18 protein-coding genes and 3 tRNA genes are annotated in these 22,081 nt (G+C 62.8%); 8 read left to right on the top strand and 13 right to left on the bottom strand.

Going from position 1 to position 22,081, the window contains the following annotated elements; translation table 11 throughout:
* Genes H681_RS10825 through fabI form a run of 3 tightly spaced genes read left to right on the top strand, consistent with a single transcriptional unit; the run spans position 1 to position 3,474 of the window.
* A complete protein-coding gene (locus H681_RS10825; RefSeq protein WP_015476893.1) occupies positions 1-1,020 on the top strand; it encodes an ABC transporter permease in 1,020 nt (339 codons plus the stop codon).
* A gap of 1 nt (position 1,021) precedes the next feature.
* Positions 1,022-2,635 (top strand): ABC transporter ATP-binding protein, encoded by a 1,614-nt coding sequence (locus H681_RS10820; RefSeq protein ID WP_015476892.1) that lies wholly within the window; start codon positions 1,022-1,024, stop codon positions 2,633-2,635.
* A gap of 20 nt (positions 2,636-2,655) precedes the next feature.
* Entirely contained in the window at positions 2,656-3,474 is an 819-nt protein-coding gene (gene fabI, locus H681_RS10815; protein ID WP_015476891.1) for an enoyl-ACP reductase FabI, read from the top strand.
* A 141-nt stretch (positions 3,475-3,615) separates the two neighbouring features.
* On the opposite strand, the gene H681_RS10810 is transcribed toward fabI, so the two are convergent.
* The 9 genes from H681_RS10810 to H681_RS10770 all read right to left on the bottom strand — a co-directional run bounded on the left by H681_RS10810 (position 3,616) and on the right by H681_RS10770 (position 12,563).
* Positions 3,616-5,502 carry a SurA N-terminal domain-containing protein gene (locus tag H681_RS10810; protein ID WP_015476890.1) on the bottom strand — a complete coding sequence of 629 codons (1,887 nt, stop codon included), beginning with the start codon at positions 5,500-5,502 and terminating at the stop codon, positions 3,616-3,618.
* A 227-nt stretch (positions 5,503-5,729) separates the two neighbouring features.
* On the bottom strand, positions 5,730-6,002 hold the full coding sequence (hupB, locus tag H681_RS10805) for a nucleoid-associated protein HU-beta (RefSeq protein WP_003087931.1): 273 nt from the start codon (positions 6,000-6,002) through the stop codon (positions 5,730-5,732).
* 136 nt (positions 6,003-6,138) lie between these two features.
* Positions 6,139-8,535: an endopeptidase La gene (gene lon / locus H681_RS10800; protein ID WP_015476889.1), complete on the bottom strand. Its 2,397-nt coding sequence runs from the start codon at positions 8,533-8,535 to the stop codon at positions 6,139-6,141.
* Between the two features lie 133 nt (positions 8,536-8,668).
* A complete protein-coding gene (gene clpX / locus H681_RS10795; protein ID WP_015476888.1) occupies positions 8,669-9,949 on the bottom strand; it encodes an ATP-dependent Clp protease ATP-binding subunit ClpX in 1,281 nt (426 codons plus the stop codon).
* Positions 9,950-10,057: 108 nt separating this feature from the next.
* Positions 10,058-10,696 carry an ATP-dependent Clp endopeptidase proteolytic subunit ClpP gene (gene clpP / locus H681_RS10790; RefSeq protein ID WP_041711910.1) on the bottom strand — a complete coding sequence of 213 codons (639 nt, stop codon included), beginning with the start codon at positions 10,694-10,696 and terminating at the stop codon, positions 10,058-10,060.
* A 93-nt stretch (positions 10,697-10,789) separates the two neighbouring features.
* Complete coding sequence (tig, locus tag H681_RS10785) at positions 10,790-12,100, bottom strand: trigger factor (protein ID WP_015476886.1); 1,311 nt, start codon at positions 12,098-12,100, stop codon at positions 10,790-10,792.
* Positions 12,101-12,242: 142 nt separating this feature from the next.
* A tRNA-Leu gene (locus H681_RS10780) sits at positions 12,243-12,327 on the bottom strand.
* A 52-nt stretch (positions 12,328-12,379) separates the two neighbouring features.
* Positions 12,380-12,455: transfer RNA gene (locus H681_RS10775), tRNA-His, on the bottom strand.
* Positions 12,456-12,486: 31 nt separating this feature from the next.
* A tRNA-Arg gene (locus H681_RS10770) sits at positions 12,487-12,563 on the bottom strand.
* Positions 12,564-12,824: 261 nt separating this feature from the next.
* Here H681_RS10770 and folD point away from each other — a divergent pair.
* Positions 12,825-13,679 (top strand): bifunctional methylenetetrahydrofolate dehydrogenase/methenyltetrahydrofolate cyclohydrolase FolD, encoded by an 855-nt coding sequence (gene folD / locus H681_RS10765; protein WP_015476885.1) that lies wholly within the window; start codon positions 12,825-12,827, stop codon positions 13,677-13,679.
* Positions 13,680-13,742: 63 nt separating this feature from the next.
* Here the strand turns inward: folD and cysS are convergent, their stop codons facing one another.
* Complete coding sequence (cysS, locus tag H681_RS10760; RefSeq protein ID WP_015476884.1) at positions 13,743-15,131, bottom strand: cysteine--tRNA ligase; 1,389 nt, start codon at positions 15,129-15,131, stop codon at positions 13,743-13,745.
* A gap of 3 nt (positions 15,132-15,134) precedes the next feature.
* A complete protein-coding gene (locus H681_RS10755) occupies positions 15,135-16,817 on the bottom strand; it encodes a glutamine--tRNA ligase/YqeY domain fusion protein (protein ID WP_015476883.1) in 1,683 nt (560 codons plus the stop codon).
* 121 nt (positions 16,818-16,938) lie between these two features.
* On the opposite strand from H681_RS10755, the gene H681_RS10750 reads away from it, so the two are divergent.
* The 3 genes from H681_RS10750 (at position 16,939) to H681_RS10740 (ending at position 19,625) form a co-directional block, all read left to right on the top strand.
* Positions 16,939-17,445 (top strand): peptidylprolyl isomerase, encoded by a 507-nt coding sequence (locus H681_RS10750; RefSeq protein ID WP_015476882.1) that lies wholly within the window; start codon positions 16,939-16,941, stop codon positions 17,443-17,445.
* A 4-nt stretch (positions 17,446-17,449) separates the two neighbouring features.
* Positions 17,450-18,172 (top strand): UDP-2,3-diacylglucosamine diphosphatase, encoded by a 723-nt coding sequence (gene lpxH / locus H681_RS10745; protein WP_015476881.1) that lies wholly within the window; start codon positions 17,450-17,452, stop codon positions 18,170-18,172.
* Positions 18,173-18,296: 124 nt separating this feature from the next.
* Positions 18,297-19,625: an SPFH domain-containing protein gene (locus H681_RS10740; protein ID WP_015476880.1), complete on the top strand. Its 1,329-nt coding sequence runs from the start codon at positions 18,297-18,299 to the stop codon at positions 19,623-19,625.
* A gap of 148 nt (positions 19,626-19,773) precedes the next feature.
* Here the strand turns inward: H681_RS10740 and H681_RS10735 are convergent, their stop codons facing one another.
* The gene (locus H681_RS10735) at positions 19,774-20,391 is read right to left on the bottom strand and encodes a tRNA-(ms[2]io[6]A)-hydroxylase (protein ID WP_015476879.1); all 618 of its coding nucleotides are present in this window, start codon (positions 20,389-20,391) and stop codon (positions 19,774-19,776) included.
* A 165-nt stretch (positions 20,392-20,556) separates the two neighbouring features.
* Here H681_RS10735 and H681_RS10730 point away from each other — a divergent pair, with 165 nt between their 5' ends.
* Positions 20,557-21,420 (top strand): universal stress protein, encoded by an 864-nt coding sequence (locus H681_RS10730; RefSeq protein WP_015476878.1) that lies wholly within the window; start codon positions 20,557-20,559, stop codon positions 21,418-21,420.
* Positions 21,421-21,576: 156 nt separating this feature from the next.
* On the opposite strand, the gene H681_RS10725 is transcribed toward H681_RS10730, so the two are convergent.
* Positions 21,577-22,053: a DUF1289 domain-containing protein gene (locus H681_RS10725; RefSeq protein ID WP_015476877.1), complete on the bottom strand. Its 477-nt coding sequence runs from the start codon at positions 22,051-22,053 to the stop codon at positions 21,577-21,579.
* Positions 22,054-22,081: the final 28 nt, after the last annotated feature.

Raw genomic sequence — 22,081 nt, 5'->3', positions numbered from 1 at the left:
ATGCGCCTGTCTCCCATCAATCAGCGCCGCTGGGCGCGCTTCAAGGCCAACAAACGCGGCTGGTGGTCGCTCTGGCTGTTCCTCGTGCTGTTCATCGCAAGCCTGGGCGCCGAACTGATCGCCAACGACAAGCCACTGGCCATCCGCTATGACGGCAGTTGGTACTTCCCGGTGGTCAAGCGCTACCCGGAAACCACCTTCGGCGGCGAATTCCCTATGGAGGCGAACTACAAGAGCCCCTACATGCGCGAGCAGATCGCGCAGAAGGACGGCTGGATTCTCTGGCCGCCGATCGCCTACAGCTACGACACCATCAACTACGACCTGCGCGTCCCGGCTCCCTCCCCGCCCACCGGCGAGAACTGGCTGGGTACCGACGACCAGGCGCGCGACGTGCTCGCGCGGGTGATCTACGGCTTCCGCATCTCGGTACTCTTCGCCCTCACTCTCACCGTGCTCAGCTCCATCATCGGCGTCACCGTGGGCGCCTTGCAGGGCTTCTACGGCGGCTGGACCGACCTGCTCGGCCAGCGCTTCCTGGAAATCTGGTCGGGCCTGCCGGTGCTCTACCTGCTGATCATCCTCGCCAGCTTCGTGCAGCCGGGCTTCTGGTGGCTGCTGGGGATCATGCTGCTGTTCTCCTGGATGAGCCTGGTGGATGTGGTGCGCGCCGAATTCCTCCGTGGCCGCAACCTGGAATACGTGCGCGCGGCGCGAGCACTGGGCATGCGCAACGGAGCGATCATGTTCCGCCACATCCTGCCCAACGCGATGATCTCCACCCTGACCTTCATGCCGTTCATTCTCACCGGCGCCATCGGCACCCTGACCTCCCTGGACTTCCTCGGCTTCGGCCTGCCCGCCGGCGCACCGTCGCTGGGCGAGCTGGTGGCCCAGGGCAAATCCAACCTGCAGGCGCCCTGGCTCGGCATCAGCGCCTTCGTGGTGCTGGCGGTGATGCTCAGCCTGCTGGTGTTCATCGGCGAAGCCGCCCGTGATGCCTTCGACCCGAGGAAGTGAGATGACCCACAGCGAAAACCTCATCGAAGTCCGCGACCTCTCGGTGGACTTCCTCTGCGGCAACGAGACGGTCCATGCGGTGGAGAAGATCAGCTTCGACATCCGCAAAGGCGAGACCCTGGCACTGGTGGGCGAAAGCGGCTCCGGCAAGTCGGTGAGCGCCCACTCCATCCTGCGCCTGCTGCCCTACCCCACGGCCAGCCACCCTTCCGGCAGCATCCACTACGCCGGCAAGGATCTGCTGAAGCTGCCCGAAAGCAAGCTGCGCGGCATTCGCGGCAACCGCATCGCGATGGTGTTCCAGGAGCCGATGACCTCGCTGAACCCGCTGCACACCATCGAGAAGCAGATCGGCGAAGTCCTGGCCCTGCACAAGGGCATGAACTCCGCCCAGGCGCGGGCGCGCACCCTGGAGCTGCTGGACCTGGTCGGCATTCCCAACCCGGCCAGTCGCCTGAAGGCCTATCCCCACGAACTCTCCGGCGGCCAGCGGCAACGGGTGATGATCGCAATGGCGCTGGCCTGCGAGCCGGAACTATTGATCGCCGACGAGCCGACCACCGCGCTGGACGTCACCGTGCAGCTGAAGATCCTCGACCTGCTGCGCGACCTGCAGCAGCGCCTGGGCATGGCCATGCTGCTGATCACCCACGATCTCAACCTGGTGCGACGTATCGCCCACCGCGTGTGCGTCATGCAGCATGGCTGCATCGTCGAACAGGCACCGTGCGAGAGTCTGTTCGAGTCGCCCCAGCATCCCTACACCCGTGAACTGCTGGGCGCGGAGCCCAGCGGCAATCCGGCCGACAACCCGCCCGGCCCGGCGCTGCTGGACGTGAACGACCTGCGGGTCTGGTTCCCGATCAAGAAAGGCGTGTTCCGCCGCACAGTGGATCACGTCAAGGCGGTGGACGGCATCGACTTCAGCCTGCCCCGCGGGCAGACCCTGGGCATCGTCGGCGAAAGCGGCTCGGGCAAGTCCACCCTCGGCCTGGCCATCCTGCGCCTGATCAACAGCCAGGGCGGTATCCGCTTCGAAGGCAACAACCTGGAAGGCATGAACCAGAGCGAAGTGCGCCCCTTGCGGCGCGAAATGCAGGTGGTCTTCCAGGATCCCTTCGGCAGCCTGAGTCCGCGCATGTCGGTGGGGCAGATCGTCGGTGAAGGCCTGGAGATCCACGGAATCGGCACTCCCGAGGAACGCGAGCAGGCCATCATCGATGCGCTGAAGGAAGTCGGCCTCGACCCGGACACCCGCCACCGCTATCCCCACGAATTCTCCGGCGGGCAGCGGCAGCGCATCGCCATTGCCAGGGCCCTGGTGCTCAAGCCGGCGCTGATCCTGCTCGACGAACCGACCTCGGCGCTCGACCGCACCGTGCAGCGCCAGGTGGTGGAACTGCTGCGCCGCCTGCAGGCCAAGTACAACCTGACCTACCTGTTCATCAGCCATGACCTGGCGGTGGTCAAGGCGCTGAGCCACCAACTGATGGTGATCCGCCACGGCAAGGTAGTCGAACAGGGCTCGGCGGAGCAGGTGTTCTCCGCGCCGCAGCACGCCTATACGCAACAACTGCTGGAAGCCGCCTTCATGGTTCCGGCGCACACGCACTGAAGCAGGGAGAAGAAACACCCGTGGGATTTCTGAGCGGCAAGCGCGCGCTGATCGTCGGCGTCGCCAGCAAACTCTCCATCGCCTCCGGTATCGCCGCCGCGATGCACCGCGAAGGCGCGGAACTGGCCTTCACCTACCAGAACGCCAAGCTCAAGGAACGCGTCGAGGCGTTCGCCGCCGGCTGGGGCTCTCGTGCCGAGCTGTGCTTCCCCTGCGATGTCGCCAGCGACGCCGATATCGCGGCGGTGTTCAGCGAGCTGGGCAAACACTGGGGCAGCCTGGACATCATCGTCCATTCCGTGGGCTTCGCACCCAGCGACCAGCTCGATGGCGACTTCACGGAAGTCACCACCCGCGACGGCTTCAGGATCGCCCACAACATCAGCGCCTACAGCTTCATCGCCCTGGCCAAGGCCGGCCGCAAAATGATGAAAGGCCGCAACGGCAGCCTGCTCACCCTCTCCTATCTCGGCGCCGAACGCACCCTGCCCAACTACAACGTGATGGGCATGGCCAAGGCCAGCCTGGAAGCCGGCGTCCGCTACCTGGCTGGCAGCCTCGGTCCGGAGGGCATCCGGGTCAACGCCGTTTCCGCAGGTCCGATCCGCACCTTGGCGGCATCGGGCGTCAAGAGCTTCCGCAAGATGCTCGCCGCCAACGAACGGCAGACGCCCCTGCGCCGCAACGTGACCATCGAGGAAGTCGGCAACGCCGGCGCCTTCCTTTGCTCCGACCTGGCCAGCGGCATCAGCGGCGAGATTCTCTACGTCGACGGCGGGCTCAACACCACCATCATGGGGCCGCTGGACGACGACAACACGCAAAACGGCCTGCTGTAGGAGCGAGAATCCTTCTCGGGCACTCCGATGCAGCCCGGTTCGCGAGCAGGCTCGCTCCTGCAGTCCATGAAAAAAAGGCCGCATAGGCGGCCTTTTTTTCTTTTCCGACTCTGGGCTGCCAGAGACAGCCCGAATCGACACTTACTTGGCGGTATCGAACTTCTCGATCTTCGCCTGCTCCTGCAGTTGACGACGGAAGGCAGCGAAGTCTTCCTGGCCACTGCGCGAAGCTAGGAAGCGCTGGTACATGGCCTTCTCCTCGTCGGTCATCTTGGCTTCCGGCTCGCTGACACCGGAGAGACGCACCAGCACGAAGTCACCATTGGGCAGCGCCACGCCAGACAGGCTCGGCTTGTCGGCCGAGACCGGGTGCGCCATGCGGAACACGCCCTGCAGCACGACTGGCTCGACGCCTTCCTGGCTGCGGGAAGCGGCTTCCACTACCTTCCAGCTCTGTCCTTCCTGATCCTGGTTCAGCGGAGTCTTGCCATCGCGCAGACTGGCAAGCAGCGCTTCGCCGCGAGACTTGGCATCGGCGGCCGCATGCTCCTGCTGCAGACGGGTGCGAATGGTCGCGCTCACCTGCTCCAGGGTTTCCTGCTCAGGCTTGAGGTGTTCCTTGACCCGCAGTACGACCACGGTGTCCGGGTCCAGCTCGATGGCGCCGCTGTTGGCACCGTCTTCGAGCACCTCGGGGCTGAACGCCGCCTGGATGACCTGACGGTTCGCGGTCACGCCCTCGCCGCCTTCACGGCCGAACGGCTTGCTGGTCTGCACCTTCAGCCCCATGTCCTGGGCCGGCTGGGACAGGTCGGACGCCTCGTAAGCGGCGCTTTCCAGCTGCTTGGTGGCATCGACGAAGCGCTGCTCGACCAGTTGGGTCTTCACTTCCTGCTCCAGCTTCGGCTTCAGGCTGTCGAAGGTCGGAACCTCCGGCGCCTCGACGCCCAGCAGCTTGATCAGGTGCCAGCCATAGGGGGTTTTCACCGGAGCGGAAACCTCGTCCTTCTTCAGCGCATACAGGGCGTCTTCGAAGGCCGGGTCATACACGCCACGACCGGCATAGCCCAGGTCGCCGCCATTGGCGGCCGAACCCACGTCGTTGGACAGCTCCTTGGCCAGCGTGGCGAAGTCTTCGCCCTTGTCCAGACGCGCCTTGATCTCGTCGATCTTGGCCTTGGCCTGCTGGTCGTTCTGCTTGTCATTCACCTCGATCAGGATGTGCGCGGCGTCGCGCTGCTCGGCGAGACCGGCAATTTCCTTCTGGTACAGGGCATCGAGGTCTTCCTTCTTCACCTCGACCTGATCGAAGAAGCCGGATTTCTTCAGCTCGATATAGTCGAGGGTGACCTGCTCGGGGGTCATGAACTCGGTGCTGTGGGCGTCGTAGTACGCCTTGATCTCGCTGTCCTCGACCTTGCTCTTGGACGGGTCGGCCTTGAGGGTCAGGGTGGCGAAGTCGCGGGTCTGCTTTTCCAGGCGGGCAAAGGCCTTCAGCTCGTCGTCGGTGACGAAGCCGGTACCGGCGATGCCGGCGCGCAGCTGACCGATCAGCATTTCCTCGCCGAACATGCGACGGAACTGCATGCGATCGTAGCCCATCTGGCGGATGACCTGGTCGAAGCGGTCGGCGTTGAACTTGCCGTCCACCTGGAACTCGGGGGTCTGCACGATCAGTTGGTCCAGCGCCTGCTGGGAGAAGGCGAACTTGTCGTTCTGGGCGGCCTGCAGAACCAGCTTGCGCTCGATGAGCGACTTCAGCGCGGAATCCTTGAGCAGCTTGTCGTCGAGCATGGAGGCATCGAAGTCCTTGCCCAGACGCTGCATCAGTTGGCGACGCTGCATGTCCACGGCCTGCTGTACTTCAGGCAGTCCGATGTCGTCACCATTGACCTGTGCGGCGACGTTCTCGTGTTGGGTTGCGCGAATGATCTGATCGAACCCGGTCAAAGCCATGAGGACAACGATGACCCCCAGGATGGCCTTACTGATCCAGCCTTGAGAATTGTCCCTGATGTTTTGCAGCATGCGGCCCCCGAGCGCGGCCACGGCCTGCCGTCAATGGCGGCGCGGCGTGGAAAAAGGCGGATATAAGAAAGGCGCATCCGAGGATGCGCCTTCTCGTAACTGTTGGAGCGTGCGGGCATCTGCCCGTGACCCCTGACGATTCCTGCCGGCCTTGGGTCTGCAGGATCGCTGCTCCGTGATCGGCCCAGCCGAAGCCGAGCCGATCCAGGTCTAGTCCAAAAAGACGCTTAGTTTACAGCATCCTTGAGGGCTTTACCGGCCTTGAAGCCCGGGATCTTAGCGGCAGCGATCTTGATCGGCTTGCCGGTTTGCGGGTTACGACCGGTGCGAGCAGCACGCTCTTTCACGGCGAAGGTGCCAAAGCCTACCAGTACGACGGAGTCACCAGCCTTCAGGGCGCCAGTTACAGACTCGATTACCGCGTCCAGAGCGCGACCGGCAACAGCTTTCGGGATATCAGCAGATGCGGCGATAGCATCGATCAGTTCCGACTTGTTCACTCTAAGTCCCCTTATTTCTGTTGAGTATGTTTCTATGTGTTAGGTGTAAGCAAAAGCAGGTGCTGGTTTGCCAACTGACAAAGCAAGTGCCGCTTTATAACAAGGGCTCAAAAACAGTGTCAAGAAAGCCCCCCAACTAATGCGTGCTGATTCGCTCCTTGGAATCAGACTCGCGCTTCTCATCCTTTGCAACCATCTCGGGAGCCGCATCGGGCAAGGGCTCCGGCGCGTATTGCAGCGCAATTTGCAGGACCTCGTCAATCCATTTAACCGGTTTAATAACGAGATCGGCCTTAATATTATCCGGAATTTCCCTAAGATCTCGTGCATTTTCCTCAGGGATGATCACGGTCTTGATTCCGCCTCGATGCGCGGCCAGAAGTTTTTCCTTCAGACCACCAATGGCCAGTACCTGACCCCGCAGGGTGATTTCACCCGTCATGGCAACATCGGCGCGCACCGGGATCTGCGTGATGGCGGAAACCAGCGCGGTACACATGCCGATACCGGCACTCGGACCGTCCTTGGGCGTGGCGCCTTCCGGCACGTGGATATGGATGTCGTGCTTCTCGTGGAAGTCCGCCGGAATCCCCAGACTCTTCGCCCGGCTGCGCACCACGGTCAGCGCGGCGGTGATGGATTCGGCCATGACGTCGCCCAGCGAACCGGTCTTGGTCAGCGCGCCCTTGCCGGGAACGATGGCCGATTCGATGGTCAGCAACTCGCCACCCACCTGGGTCCAGGCCAGTCCAGTCACCTGGCCGATCTGGTCCTGCTGCTCAGCCAAGCCGTAACGGAACTTGCGCACGCCCAGGTAGTTTTCCAGTGTTTCCGGGGTCACCTTGGCATCGATGCGCTTGGCCTTGGTGCCCTCCTTCACCGCCTTGCGGCAGACCTTGGCGATCTGGCGCTCAAGGCTGCGCACGCCGGCTTCGCGGGTGTAGTAACGAATGATGTCACGGGTCGCGGCTTCCTCGAAGGTCAACTCACCCTTCTTGAGACCATTGGCCGCAGTCTGTTTCGGTACAAGATATTTCGACGCGATGTTGACCTTCTCGTCTTCGGTGTATCCCGGCAGGCGGATCACTTCCATGCGGTCCAGCAGCGGCGCCGGAATATTCATGGAGTTCGCGGTGCAGAGGAACATCACGTCGGACAGGTCGTAGTCGACTTCAAGATAGTGATCGTTGAAGTTGTGATTCTGTTCCGGATCCAGCACTTCCAGCAGCGCCGAGGCCGGATCGCCACGCATGTCGCTGCCCATCTTGTCGATCTCGTCCAGCAGGAACAGCGGGTTGCGCACACCGACCTTGGTCATTTTCTGGATCAAGCGCCCCGGCATGGAGCCGATATAGGTGCGGCGGTGACCACGAATCTCGGCCTCGTCACGCACGCCACCCAGGGCCATCCGCACGAATTTGCGGTTGGTGGCACGGGCGATGGACTCCGCCAGCGAGGTCTTGCCCACGCCGGGCGGGCCAACCAGGCAGAGCACCGGGCCCTTGAGCTTCTTCACGCGCTTCTGCACGGCGAGGTACTCGAGGATGCGCTCCTTGACCTCTTCCAGGCCATAGTGGTCCGCATCGAGGATATCCTCGGCCTTGTCCAGGTCGTGGCGCACCTTGCTCTCGGCCTTCCACGGCACGTTCACCAGCCAGTCGATGTAGGAGCGCACGACGGTGGCTTCGGCAGACATCGGCGACATCTGCTTGAGCTTGTTCAGTTCGGCATTGGCCTTGGCCAGCGCTTCCTTGGTCAGGCCGGCGGCATCGATACGCTTCTTCAGTTCCTCGACTTCGTTGTGGCCTTCGTCGATGTCACCCAGCTCTTTCTGGATGGCCTTCATCTGCTCGTTCAGGTAGTACTCGCGCTGGCTGCGCTCCATCTGCTTCTTCACGCGGCCACGGATGCGCTTCTCGACCTGCAGCAGGTCGATCTCGGCATCCAGCATGGCGAGTACGTGCTCGACGCGGGCGGACAGCTCGGTGATCTCGAGGATTTCCTGCTTCTGCTCGATCTTCAGCGCCATGTGCGCAGCCATGGTGTCCACCAGGCGACCGGGCTCGTCGATGCTGTTGAGCGAGGACAGGACTTCCGCCGGGACCTTCTTGCCCAGTTGCACATACTGCTCGAACTGGCTCAGCAGGCTACGCGTGAAGACTTCGGATTCGCGCTCGCCGACAGAGGCCTCGTCAATGATCGAAACTTCGGCGCGGCAGTAGGCTTCCTCGTCGATGAAGCGCTCTACCTGGCCGCGCTGCTCGCCTTCGACCAGCACCTTGACGGTGCCGTCGGGCAGCTTCAGCAATTGCAGGACAGTGGCCACGGTACCCATGCGGTACAGACCGTCCGCACCCGGATCATCGTCGGCCGGGTTCTTCTGCGCCAGCAACAGGATCTGCTTGTCGCTGGTCATGGCGGCCTCGAGGGCCTCGATGGATTTCTCACGCCCGACGAACAGCGGGATGACCATGTGCGGATACACCACTACGTCACGCAGGGGCAGCAGGGGCAACTCGACGAGTGTTTTCATGATATTCGGCTCTACAGCGGCACTTGGCCAAAACGATGGGATTGGACCCTTCGGCCTAAGATGGGGTTAGGGCTGGGAAAAAACAAGCGCGGTAGATGGGAAGAAAAAAGGGGCCCTAGGGCCCCTTCTGGTTTCAGGCGTCAGGCGCGGCCTTGGCCGGCTGCTCGGTGTTCTCGTAGATCAGCAGCGGCTGGGAGGAGCCATCGATGACGCTTTCATCGATCACCACCTTGCTGACGTCGTCCTGCGAGGGGATTTCGTACATGGTGTCGAGCAGGATGCCTTCGAGGATGGAGCGCAGGCCACGGGCACCGGTCTTGCGATCCAGCGCTTTACGGGCCACGGCCTTGAGGGCGTCGGGGCGGAACTCAAGGTCCACACCTTCCATTTCGAAGAGCTTGGCGTACTGCTTGGTCAGCGCGTTCTTCGGCTCGGTGAGAATCTGCATCAACGCAGCTTCGTCCAGCTCGTCGAGGGTCGCGATGATCGGCAGGCGGCCGACGAACTCGGGTATCAGGCCGAATTTGACCAGATCTTCCGGCTCGACCTCACGCAGCGCTTCGCCGACCTTCTTGCCCGCCTCCTGGCTGCGAACCTCGGCGTTGAAGCCGATGCCGCCCTTGGTGGAACGGTTCTGGATGACCTTTTCCAGGCCAGCGAACGCACCACCGCAGATGAACAGGATGTTGCGGGTATCGACCTGCAGGAACTCCTGCTGCGGGTGCTTGCGGCCACCCTGGGGCGGTACGGAAGCCACGGTGCCTTCGACCAGCTTCAGCAGGGCCTGCTGAACACCTTCGCCGGAAACGTCGCGGGTGATCGACGGGTTGTCCGATTTGCGCGAGATCTTGTCGATTTCGTCGATGTAGACGATGCCCATCTGGGCTTTCTCGACGTCATAGTCGCACTTCTGCAGCAACTTCTGGATGATGTTCTCGACATCCTCGCCCACGTAGCCCGCCTCGGTGAGGGTGGTCGCATCGGCGATGGTGAACGGAACATTGAGCAGGCGCGCGAGAGTCTCGGCCAGCAGCGTCTTGCCCGAGCCGGTCGGCCCGATCAGCAGGATGTTGCTCTTGCCCAGCTCGACGTCATCCTTGCGCTCACGCTGATTCAGGCGTTTGTAGTGGTTGTACACCGCTACTGCCAGGGTTTTCTTGGCACGTTCCTGGCCGATCACGTACTGATCGAGGATGGTGCGGATCTCTTTCGGCGCCGGAAGCTTGTGCGCACTGCTCTCGGCCTGTGCCTCCTGCACCTCCTCGCGGATGATGTCATTGCACAGGTCGACGCACTCGTCGCAGATAAAGACCGAGGGGCCGGCAATCAACTTGCGCACTTCGTGCTGGCTCTTGCCGCAGAAGGAGCAATACAGCAGCTTGCCGTTGTCCTCGCCGTTGCGGGTGTCAGTCATTCGATCGTTCCAATCGGGGATATACGTGAAGGACAAGATGAAGGCATTCGCAGGCATTTTCAAGCCCGCGAAGCGGCCGGATTACCGGCCGCGGTATTGCGGAGAAACTCAGCTGGCGGAAGGACGCTGAGTGAATACCTGATCGATCAGACCATAGCTGACGGCTTCTTCGCCGCTCATGAAGCGGTCACGATCGGTATCGCGGGCGATGACATCCAGCGGCTGGCCGGTGTGATGCGCCAGCACCTGGTTCAGGCGTTCCTTGATGAAGAGGATTTCCTTGGCGTGGATCTCGATGTCCGAGGCCTGGCCCTGGAAGCCGCCCAGCGGCTGGTGGATCATCATGCGCGAATGCGGCAGGCAGTAGCGCTTGCCGGCGGCACCGCCGGCCAGCAGCAGGGCGCCCATGCTGCACGCCTGGCCTACGCAGATGGTGGACACGTCGGGCTTGATGAATTGCATGGTGTCGTAGATCGACATGCCGGCAGTCACCGAGCCACCCGGGGAGTTGATGTAGAGGTGGATGTCCTTGTCCGGGTTCTCGGCTTCGAGGAAGAGCAACTGGGCCACCACGAGGTTGGCCATGTAGTCCTCGACCTGGCCGACCAGGAAGATGATCCGCTCCTTCAGCAGGCGCGAATAGATGTCGTAGGAACGCTCACCGCGGGCGGACTGCTCCACCACCATCGGCACCAGACCACCCGCGGCCTGAATGTTCGGAACTTGCGGCATATAAGGATTATGCATGTCCGACGATCACTCCCTAATAAAAAGTCATGGCTCTATAGACGCACAAGCCAGCCCGAAGGCTGGCTTGTGACAATCGAACGAAGCGTTGGATCAGGCCGCTTGCGGAGCTTCTGCAGGCTTGACCGCGTCTTCGTAGGATACCTGCTTGTCGGTCACATTGGCCTTCTGCAGGACAGTATCTACAACTTGTTCTTCCAGTACAACCGAACGGACTTCGTTCAACTGCTGGTCGTTCTTGTAGTACCAGGAAACAACCTGTTCCGGCTCCTGGTAAGCGGAAGCCATCTCTTCGATCATTTCGCGAACGCGGGCTTCGTCGGCCTTCAGTTCGTGCTGCTTGACCAGCTCGGCGACGATCAGACCCAGCACCACGCGGCGCTTGGCCTGCTCTTCGAACAGCTCGGCCGGCAGTTGGTCAGGCTTGATGTTGCCGCCGAACTGCTGGACAGCCTGCACGCGCAGACGGTTGACTTCGTTGCCGATCAGGGCCTTCGGAACTTCGATCGGGTTGGTCTCGACCAGACCTTCCATCACTTGGTTCTTCACCTTGGACTTGATGGCCTGGCGCAGTTCACGCTCCATGTTCTTGCGAACTTCGGTACGGAAACCTTCCAGGGTGCTTTCCTTCACGCCGAACAGAGCGAAGAACTCTTCGTTCAGCTCCGGCAGCTTCGGTTCGGCGACACTGTTGACGGTAACGGCGAACTCGGCGGCTTTGCCGGCCAGGTCCAGGTTCTGGTAGTCCTCGGGGAAGGTCACGTTCAGTACGCGCTCTTCACCGGCCTTGGCGCCGACCAGGCCTTCTTCGAAGCCCGGGATCATGCGGCCGGAGCCCAGCACCAGCAGGGTGCCCTTGGCGGAACCGCCAGCGAAGGCTTCGCCGTCGATCTTGCCGACGAAGTCGATGTTCACCTGGTCGTCGTTCTGAGCGGCGCGGTCAACGGCTTCGAACCGGGTGTTCTGCTTGCGCAGGATGTCCAGCATGTTGTCGAGATCGGCGTCAGCCACGTCGGCCTGCAGGCGCTCGACCTTGATGCCGTCGAAGCCGGCAACCTGGAACTCGGGGAAGACTTCGAAGGTAGCGACGTACTCGAGGCCCTTCTCCTTTTCGAACACTTTCGGCTCGACGGAGGGAGCACCGGCCGGGTTCAGCTTCTGCTCGACAACGGCTTCGTAGAAGGTTTCCTGGATCAGGTCACCAAGGGCTTCCTGACGAGCGGCGGCTTCGTAGCGCTGACGGATCACGCTCATCGGCACCTTGCCGGGACGGAAGCCAGGAACCTTGGCGCGACGAGCGGTCTGCTGCAGACGCTTGTTGACTTCGGTCTCGATGCGCTCGGCCGGCACGCCAACGGTCATGCGGCGCTCAAGAGCGGAGGTGCTTTCAACGGAAACTTGCATGGATATTCCTCGTGGCACAGACGTAAGCCGGTCCTTCCGGCTCCCAGAATCAAGGGCAAGCATTCTAGTAGCTAGAAATGCAGAAGTCACCCTGGCTGGAAGCTGCGGAAATTCACGGATGCGAGAGCTTATGGAAAGAAGATGGTGCGGACGGAGAGACTCGAACTCTCACAGCTTGCGCCACTGGAACCTAAATCCAGCGTGTCTACCAATTTCACCACGTCCGCAGGGTACCGCAGAAACGAAAACGCCAGGCTCTGGGCCTGGCGCTTCGGAATATGGGGTGGACGATGGGAATCGAACCCACGACACCAGGAGCCACAATCCTGTGCTCTACCAACTGAGCTACGCCCACCATATTACACTTGCTTGTACCGAACGCCACTTGGCGCACCCGGCAGGACTCGAACCTGCGACCATCCGCTTAGAAGGCGGATGCTCTATCCAGCTGAGCTACGGGCGCTTTAGTGGCGGCAACCCTTGCTTAGCAGATCAGTGGAAACCACTGAACCGGTTTGCACCGCCTTCGTCTTTCGTTTCAGGCAGTGCTCGGCAAGCGGGGCGCATGTTATCGACGAGCCCCTACCCCGTCAACAACTTTTTCAAAAAAAATTCAAAGAGATAAAGGAGTTACGGCAAATCGGGGCGCCCGACTTTGCCTTATGAAGGCAGCGTGCGAAAATGCGCGTCCTTTTTTCACCCGCCCCGATGGTTCCCTCCTGACATGACTGCAAAACTGATCGACGGCAAAGCGATCGCCGCCAGCCTCCGCCAGCAGATTGCCCAACGCGTCAATGAACGCCGCCAGCAAGGACTGCGCATCCCCGGCCTGGCAGTGATCCTGGTCGGCAGCGACCCCGCCTCTCAGGTCTATGTCGCGCACAAGCGCAAGGACTGTGAAGAGGTCGGCTTCCTCTCCCAGGCGTACGACCTCCCCGCCAGCACCACTCAGGAAGAGTTGCTGGCGCTGATCGACCGCCTGAACGCCGATCCGGCCATCGACGGCATCCTGGTCCAGCTCCCCCTCCCCGCCCACCTCGATGCCTCGCAACTGCTGGAACGCATCAGTCCGGACAAGGACGTGGACGGTTTTCATCCCTTCAACATCGGCCGCCTGGCCCAGCGCATCCCGCTGCTGCGCCCCTGCACCCCGAAAGGCATCATGACCCTGCTGGAAAGCACCGGCGTCGACCTGTACGGCATGGACGCAGTGGTAGTGGGCGCCTCGAACATCGTCGGTCGCCCGATGGCGCTGGAGCTGCTGCTGGGCGGCTGCACCGTCACCGTGACCCACCGCTTCACCCGCGACCTGGCCGAGCACGTACGCCGCGCCGACCTGGTGGTCGTGGCCGCCGGCAAGCCGGGCCTGGTCAAGGGCGAGTGGATCAAGGAGGGCGCCATCGTCATCGACGTGGGCATCAACCGCCAGGCCGACGGCAAGCTGGTGGGCGACGTGGAATATGACGTCGCCGCCGAGCGCGCCAGCTGGATCACCCCGGTTCCGGGCGGCGTCGGCCCGATGACCCGCGCGTGCCTGCTGGAAAATACCTTGTACGCCGCCGAACACCTGCACACCTGATACGTTCGCCGCGCAAATGAAGAAGGCCGCTGATCAGCGGCCTTCTTCATCTCCAGGGGACCATTACTCGGCGAGACGCCAGGTTGTGCCGCCCTTGCCGTCTTCCAGCACCACGCCCAGAGCGCTCAGCTCATCGCGGATGCGGTCGGACTCGGCCCAGTTCTTCGCCGCACGGGCATCCAGGCGCGCCTGGATCAGCGCCTCGACCTGCGCCGCGTCGACCTTGCCAGCTGCGCCGGCCTGAAGGAACTCGTCGGCATCCAGTTGCAGAACACCCAGCAGAGCCCCCAGCTCACGCACGCGCGCCGCCAGTGCAGCCGCAGCCGCCGGCTCGCTATCCCGCAGACGGTTGATTTCACGCGCCATCTCGAACAGCACGGCAACCGCTTCCGGCGTACCGAAGTCATCGTCCATCGCCGCGGCGAAACGCTCGACGAAGGCCTCGCCTCCCACGGCAGCCACCTGCGGCAGGCCGCGCAGCGCGGTGTAGAAACGCTCCAGCGCGCCCCTGGCTTCCTTCAGGTTGTCTTCGGAGTAGTTGATCGGGCTGCGGTAGTGGCTGGAAACCAGCAGGAAGCGCACGACTTCCGGGTGGTATTTCTCCAGCACCTCGCGAATGGTGAAGAAGTTGCCCAGGGACTTGGACATCTTCTCGCCGTCCACGCGCACCGCGCCAGCGTGCATCCAGCTGGCCGCATAGAGTTTGCCGGTGGCCGCCTCGCTCTGGGCGATCTCGTTCTCGTGGTGCGGGAACACCAGGTCCGGGCCGCCGCCGTGGATGTCGAAGGTCTCGCCCAGGCAGCAGGTGGACATCACCGAGCACTCGATGTGCCAGCCCGGACGACCGGCGCCCCAGGGCGACTCCCAGCTCGGCTCGCCGGGCTTGGCGCCCTTCCAGAGCACGAAGTCCAGCGGGTCTTCCTTGGATTCGTCGACCTCGATCCGCGCACCGATGCGCAGGTCCTCGATCTTCTTGCGCGACAGCTTGCCGTAGCCGGCGAACTTGCCGACCCGGTAGTAGACGTCGCCATTGCCCGGCGCGTAGGCGTAGCCCTTGTCGATCAGGGTCTGGATCATCTCGTGCATGCCGGCGATATGGCCGGTGGCGCGCGGCTCGATGTCCGGACGCAGGACCGACAGGCGCGCCTCGTCCTCGTGCATCGCGGCAATCATGCGAGCGGTCAGGTCTTCGAACGACTCGCCATTCTCCTGGGCGCGGCGGATGATCTTGTCGTCGATGTCGGTGATGTTGCGCACATAGGTCAGGTCGTAGCCGCGATGACGCAGCCAGCGGGCGATGACGTCGAACGCCACCATCACGCGGGCATGGCCGATGTGGCAGAAGTCGTACACGGTCATCCCGCACACATACATGCGCACCTGGTTACCCACCAGCGGCTTGAAGCTGTCCTTGGTCTTGGACAGCGTGCTGTAGATCTGCAAGTCGGCCATCCGTTACTGCCCCCAGGAATCGCGCAGGGTCACGGTGCGGTTGAAGACCAGGGCGTCGGCCTTGGAGTCCTTGGCGTCGGCGCAGAAGTAGCCCTCGCGCTCGAACTGGAAGCGATCCTCGGCCGTGGCGCTGGCCAGCGACGGCTCGGCGCGGCAGCCCTTGAGCACCACCAGGGAGTCCGGGTTGATGTTGTCGAGGAAGCTACCGCCCTCTTCGGATTTCTCCGGGTTGGCGGAGCGGAACAGGCGGTCGTACAGGCGCACTTCGCACTCCACGCTCTCGGCAGCCGGCACCCAGTGGATCACGCCCTTGACCTTGCGGCCCTCGGGGTTCTTGCCCAGGGTGTTCTCGTCGTAGCTGCAGCGCAGTTCGACGATATTGCCGGCGGCATCCTTGATGGCTTCGTCGGCGCGGATCACGTAGCTGCCGCGCAGGCGCACTTCGCCGCCCGGGATCAGTCGCTTGTAGCCCGCCGGCGGGACTTCCTCGAAGTCGCTGCCATCGATGTAGATCTCGCGGCTGAACGGCAGCACGCGCACGCCCATGTCCTGCTTCGGATGGCGCGGCAGCTCGAGGTTCTCGACCTGGCCTTCCGGGTAGTTGGTGATGACCACCTTCAGCGGCTTGAGCACGCACATGGCGCGGCCGGCGTTGGCGTCGAGGTCATCACGGATGGCGAACTCCAGCATGCCGATGTCCACCACACCACCGGCGCGGTTCACGCCGATCATGTCGCAGAAGGTACGGATCGATGCCGGGGTGTAGCCGCGGCGGCGGTAGCCCGAGAGGGTCGACATGCGCGGGTCGTCCCAGCCATGCACGTGGTTTTCATCGACCAGTTGCTTGAGCTTGCGCTTGCTGGTGATGGTGTAGTTCAGGTTCAGGCGCGCGAATTCGTACTGGCGCGGCTGGGCCGGAACCGGCAGGTTGGCCAGGAACCACTCGTACAGCGGGCGGTGATCCTCGAACTCCAGGGTGCAGATGGAGTGGGTGATACCCTCGATGGCGTCCGACTGACCGTGGGTGAAGTCGTAGCTGGGGTAGATGCACCACTTGTCGCCCGTCTGGTGGTGGTGGGCGTGGCGGATGCGGTAGAGGATCGGGTCGCGCAGGTTGATGTTCGGCGAGGCCATGTCGATCTTCGCGCGCAGCGAGCGGGCGCCGTCGGCGAACTCGCCGGCTTTCATGCGGGCGAACAGGTCCAGGTTCTCTTCCACCGAACGCTCGCGGAACGGGCTGTTCTTGCCCGGCTCGGTCAGCGAGCCGCGGTACGCGCGCATTTCCTCGGCGTTCAGGTCGCAGACGAACGCCTTGCCGGCCTTGATCAGATCGACGGCCCAGGCATGCAGCTGGTCGAAGTAGTTGGAGGCATAGCGCACCTGGCCGGCCCACTCGAAGCCCAGCCATTTCACGTCGGCCTCGATGGCGTCGATGTATTCCTGGTCTTCCTTCGCCGGGTTGGTGTCGTCGAAGCGCAGGTGGCAGTCACCGCCGAACTCCTTGGCCAGGCCGAAGTTCAGACAGATGGACTTGGCGTGGCCGATATGCAGGTAGCCGTTGGGCTCCGGCGGGAAGCGGGTGACGATCTTCTGGTGCTTGCCACTTTCCAGGTCGGCCGCAACGATCGGACGCAGGAAGTTGGCGGCAACAGTGGCTTCTTTCGTATCGGCGGTAGGCTTGCTCATGGTGTCCTTGATCATGCTGGTGTTCGGCCAGGGTAGGCCAGCCAAACCAAAGCGCTTATCATAGCCGAAGCTGTCAACCCCCTGACAGGCCTTCGATTTTTACCAAGAGCGGAATTCCCTGATGACTACCACCGTCAAACTGCAGACCAACTTCGGCGACATCACCCTTGAACTGTTCGACGACAAGGCGCCGGAAACCGTGGCCAACTTCAAGGAGTACGTGAAGGCCGGCCATTACGACAACACCGTGTTCCACCGCGTGATCAACAACTTCATGATCCAGGGCGGCGGTTTCGAGCCGGGCATGAAGCAGAAGAGCACCCGCAAGTCGATCAAGAACGAAGCCAACAACGGCGTCGGCAACAAGGTCGGCACCGTTGCCATGGCCCGCACCATGGAACCGCATTCGGCCAGCGCGCAGTTCTTCATCAACGTCGCCGACAACGATTTCCTCAACCACAGCGCGCCGACCGTGCAGGGCTGGGGCTACTGCGTGTTCGGTGAAGTGAAGGACGGCATGGACGTGGTCAACAAGATCAAGGGCGTGGCCACCACCATGCGCTCCGGCCACCAGGACGTACCGGCCGACGACGTGATCATCGAGAAAGCAGAAGTCATCGGCGAGTGAGTCGATGAGCGTCCTGTTCATCTCGGACCTGCATCTCGAAGCGGAACGCCCGGACATTACCCGGGCGTTCTTGCATTTCCTCTCCACCCGCGCCCGCACGGCCGAGGCGCTGTATATCCTCGGCGATTTCTTCGAAGCCTGGATCGGCGACGATGGCATGGACGAGTTCCAGCACTCCATCGCCCGCGCCCTGCGCGAGCTGTCCGACAGCGGCACGCGCATCTTCCTGATGCACGGCAACCGCGACTTCCTGATTGGCCAGGCCTTCTGCCGCGAAGCCGGCTGCACGCTGCTGCGCGACCCGAGCCTGATCGATCTGGACGGCGAGAAGATCCTGCTGATGCACGGCGACAGCCTGTGCACCCTCGACGCGGCCTATATGAAGCTGCGCCGCTGGCTGCGCAATCCGCTGACCCTGTTCATCCTGCGTAACTTGCCGCTGGCCACCCGGCACAAGCTGGCGCGCAAGCTGCGCAAGGAAAGCCGCGCGCAGACGCGCATGAAGGCCAGCGAGATCGTCGACGTCACCCCCGCCGAAGTCGAACGCATCATGCGTGACAAGGGCGTGCGCATCCTGATCCACGGCCACACCCACCGCCCCGCCGTCCATGAACTGACTATCGACGGTCGACCGGCGCGGCGCATCGTACTGGGCGACTGGGATCGCCAGGGCTGGGCCCTGGAAGCTGACGACCAGGGCATGCAGCAGGCGCCCTTCCCGCTCTGAACCACCCCGGCCACCGCAACGGTGGCCTTATGGCGTTAACCTACTCGCACTGTCAGACCTTTCCTATTGACCGGCACCTGCCACCTTGCGCAGCATTCGCGGTTTGCTCACTCAAGGAAGAAACATGTTCAGCAAGGGAAACCTCATCAAGTTCGGCGCCCTGCCCCTGGCATTGGTCGCCGCCGCCTTCATCCTGTTCAACGGCGTCTTCTTCTATAACGAAGCCGGCTTCATGACCCACGTGCGGACCATCTTCGGCGACGAGAAGATCGTCGACGACGTCGGCTACGCCACCAAGTGGTTCGGCCGCGCCACCACCTGGAAGAAAGCCATCAGCGTGCAGTCCGTGCTGATCATGGACGAGAACGACAACAACCCGGACAACGACGGGCTGGGCGCGACCATCGAAGCCTTCCCCATCGTCTTCCTCGGCAACGTCGACGCCAAGGTCGAATCCTCCGCGCGCTTCCGCCTGCCCGGCGGCGACCAGTTCCTGAAGATGGCCCAGGAATACCGCAACCCGGACAACTTCATCCGCACCGCGCTGGTCCCGGCGATCAAGGAAACCCTGCAGGCCACCGCCTCGTTGATGACCGCCGACGACTACTACGCCGGCGCCCGCAGCGAATTCGCCGCGGAGTTCGAGAACCAGCTCAACGATGGCCTGTACCTGATCAAGCGCAAGGAAGTCCGCGGCCCGCGCGGCGCCGTTCCGCACCAGACCGCCATCCTCCAGGCCGGCACCGAGCAGGGCAGCTTCGGCGACAACAATGCCAGCCAGTTCGTCACCGAGAAAGTCATCGATGCCAAGGGCATTCCGGTGCGCAAACAGCAGCAGTTCCGCAAGTTCGGCGTGGAAGTGGTCGAGGCGCGCATCACCAACGTCGACCCCAACCCGCAATACAAGCAACGCATGGTCAAGGTGCAGCAGGCCCTGGCCGAACTGGCCGTGGCACGTCAGAACCGCCTGAAGGAAGAGGAAGAGAAGCTGCTGGTCACCGCTCGCGGCGAGAAGGAAGTGGAAGCCAAGCGCCAGGAAACTTTACGTGACCAGATCGAGCGCACTACTCAGGCGGAAACCGAGAAACAGTTGGCGGTGATCAACGCCGAACGAGAGAAGCAGCGCGCCGAGATCGAGAAACAGACCGCCGAACTGCTGCGCGACAAGGCCACCGTGACGGCACAGGCCACCAAGATCACCGCCGACGCCGATGCCTACGCCCGTGAAGCAGTGATCAAGGCGGACGGCGCGCTGCAGCCCAAGCTGGACGCGCTGATCGCCATCAACAAGGTCTGGGCCGAAGCCGCCGCCCAGGCGCCGGTGCCCAGCGTGATGATGGCGGGCAGCCAGACCGGCAGCAGCAGCCGGCAGGACGAGATCGGCCAACTGATGGGCGTACTGGCCACCAAGGCCGCGCGCGACCTGGCGCTGGACCTGAAGGTGAAGGACTAAGCCTGAATCTGAACCTGTAGGAGCGAGCTTGCTCGCGAACGGATTTCCGGCAGCTCTGTAGCTGGGTTGGTTCGCGAGCAAGCTCGCTCCTACGAAGAACCAAGAAAAAAGCGCCCAACTGGGCGCTTTTTTCATTCCGGGTGGCGAATCAGGCCGCCTGTTGCTCCGGCACTCCGCTGTGGAAGCGGAACTCGCTGTCCGGCGCCAGGATCAGCCCGGCTTCCACTTCGCGAATCTCCGCCACGCGACGCTCGATATCGGCATCATCGCCATAGCGGCGCGCCAGGCTCAGGTAGCCCTGGAAATGCCGCGCCTCGGATTTCAGCAGCGAGCCGTAGAACTTGGCCAGATCGGCGTCTAGGTGATCCACCAGCGCGGCGAAACGCTCGCAGCTGCGGCACTCGATGAAGGCACCGACGATCAGGGTGTCCACCAGCTTCTGCGGCTCGTGGTTGCGCACCACGGCGCGCAGGCCGGAAGCGTAGCGGCCGGCGGAGATCGGCCGCAGCCCGATACCGCGCTTCTTCAGGATCGCCAGCACCTGCTCGTGGTGGCGCAGCTCCTCGCGGGCCAGACGCGACATGAAGTTCACCAGTTCCTCGTGGGCGCTGTACTTGGCGATCAGGGCCAGGGCCGTGCTGGCGGCCTTGAACTCGTTGTTCTTGTGATCGATCAGCATCACCGCCTGATCCCGCAGCGCGGCCTCGACCCACGCATCCGGCGTGGCACAACCGAGAAATTCCCTGATTTCAGACAACATGCTCAACTCCGACGAAGCGTTCCACCGGCTGGCCGGTGCCATAAATGGGGGGCATTATACGAATGCCGCCGTGCGGAACCAGCGTCCGCCTTTGATATGCCTCAACGTCATGACGGCGATATCCCGACTACAGTTGTTCCACATAAACAACGCGCACGAAGGGAGACGATCATGCAAGCCATCCGTAGCATCCTCGTAGTCGTGGACCCTGACCAGCCGGACGGTCTCGCCCTGAAACGGGCACGACTGATCGCCAGCGTCACCCAGTCCCATCTGCACCTGCTGGCCTGCGAGAAACGCGGCGATTTCAGCGCTGCGCTCGAAGAGTTCGCCCAGGGGCTGCGCCAGGAAGGCTTCAGCACCTCCAGCCGGCAGGCCTGGAAGGACAGCCTGCACGCCACCATCATCGCCGAGCAACAGGCCGAAGGCTGCGGCCTGGTGATCAAGCAGCACAGCCCCGACAACCCGCTGAAGAAGGCGTTGCTGACCCCGGATGACTGGAAGCTGCTGCGCCATTGCCCTTCTCCCGTGCTGCTGGTGAAAACCAACCAGCCCTGGGCCGGACGCAACATCCTTGCAGCCGTGGACGTGGGCAACAGCGACGCCGAGCACCGCACCCTGCACTCCGGTATCGTCAGTAACGCCTACGACATTGCCGGGCTGGCCCACGGCGAGCTGCACGTGATTAGCGCCCACCCCTCGCCAATGCTGTCGTCCGCCGACCCGACCTTCCAGCTCAGCGAAACCATCGAGGCGAAATACCGCGAGGCTTGCCGGGCATTCCAGGCCGAGTACGGCATTGACAACGACCACCTGCATATCGAGGAAGGCCCGGCCGACGTGCTCATCCCGCGCGCGGCGCACCACCTGTCGGCCGCCGTCACCGTGATCGGCACCGTGGCGCGCACCGGCTTTTCCGGCGCGCTGATCGGCAATACCGCCGAGGTGGTGCTGGATGCGCTGGAAAGCGACATCCTGGTGCTCAAGCCGGACGACATCATCGCCCACCTGGAAGAGCTGGCCGCCCAACCCTGACGGGAACGGACTCGGGATAGCACTTGCAGGAGCGAGCTTGCTCGCGAACAGAACGCCTTGGCCACATCGCTGCTGGACGGTTCGCGAGCAAGCTCGCTGCTACCAGCCCCCCAAAAGCCGCCCGTCGGGCGGCTTTTTATCCAGCCATCTTCAGAGTCAGACGCGCGACTCCATACCCTCGGCCAGGAAACCCGGCGCGATGTAACGCTCGTAGTGCGCCTCGGAGAGGATGAAGAACTCCTTGTCGATGGCATCGCGCAGTTCCGGCAGTGGCCAACCACGAAACTCCGGCAGCAGCGCCAGGCCATAGGCCTCCACCTGGTTGATCATCCGCGAGCCGCGGGCGATCAGTTGGTATGCCCAGCAATAGGGCGACTGCTCGGGCACGAAGCGGATCTGCCGCTGCTCCAGCTGGCTGCGCAGCAAAGGCGCGTCGAACACTTCCAGCTTGGCCATCATCACCTGCGCCAGCAGGACTTCCAGACGGCTCAGGACCGCCCGTTTCTCCTCGTCGCCGTAGCGGTTCCAGCTCACCACTTCGTGGTGGAAACGCTTGCAGCCACGGCAGACCAGGTCGCCATAGACCGTCGAGCAGAGCCCGACACAGGGGGTTTTGATGCGTTGCGAAGACATGGCTGAACAGATGGCTGGCAAAGCGGGC

It is taken from the genome of Pseudomonas sp. ATCC 13867, assembly GCF_000349845.1.
In the GTDB taxonomy this organism is placed as follows: domain Bacteria; phylum Pseudomonadota; class Gammaproteobacteria; order Pseudomonadales; family Pseudomonadaceae; genus Pseudomonas.
The sequence above is the reverse complement of the archived record's forward strand: the minus strand, read 5'-3'. Positions and strand labels throughout refer to the sequence as shown.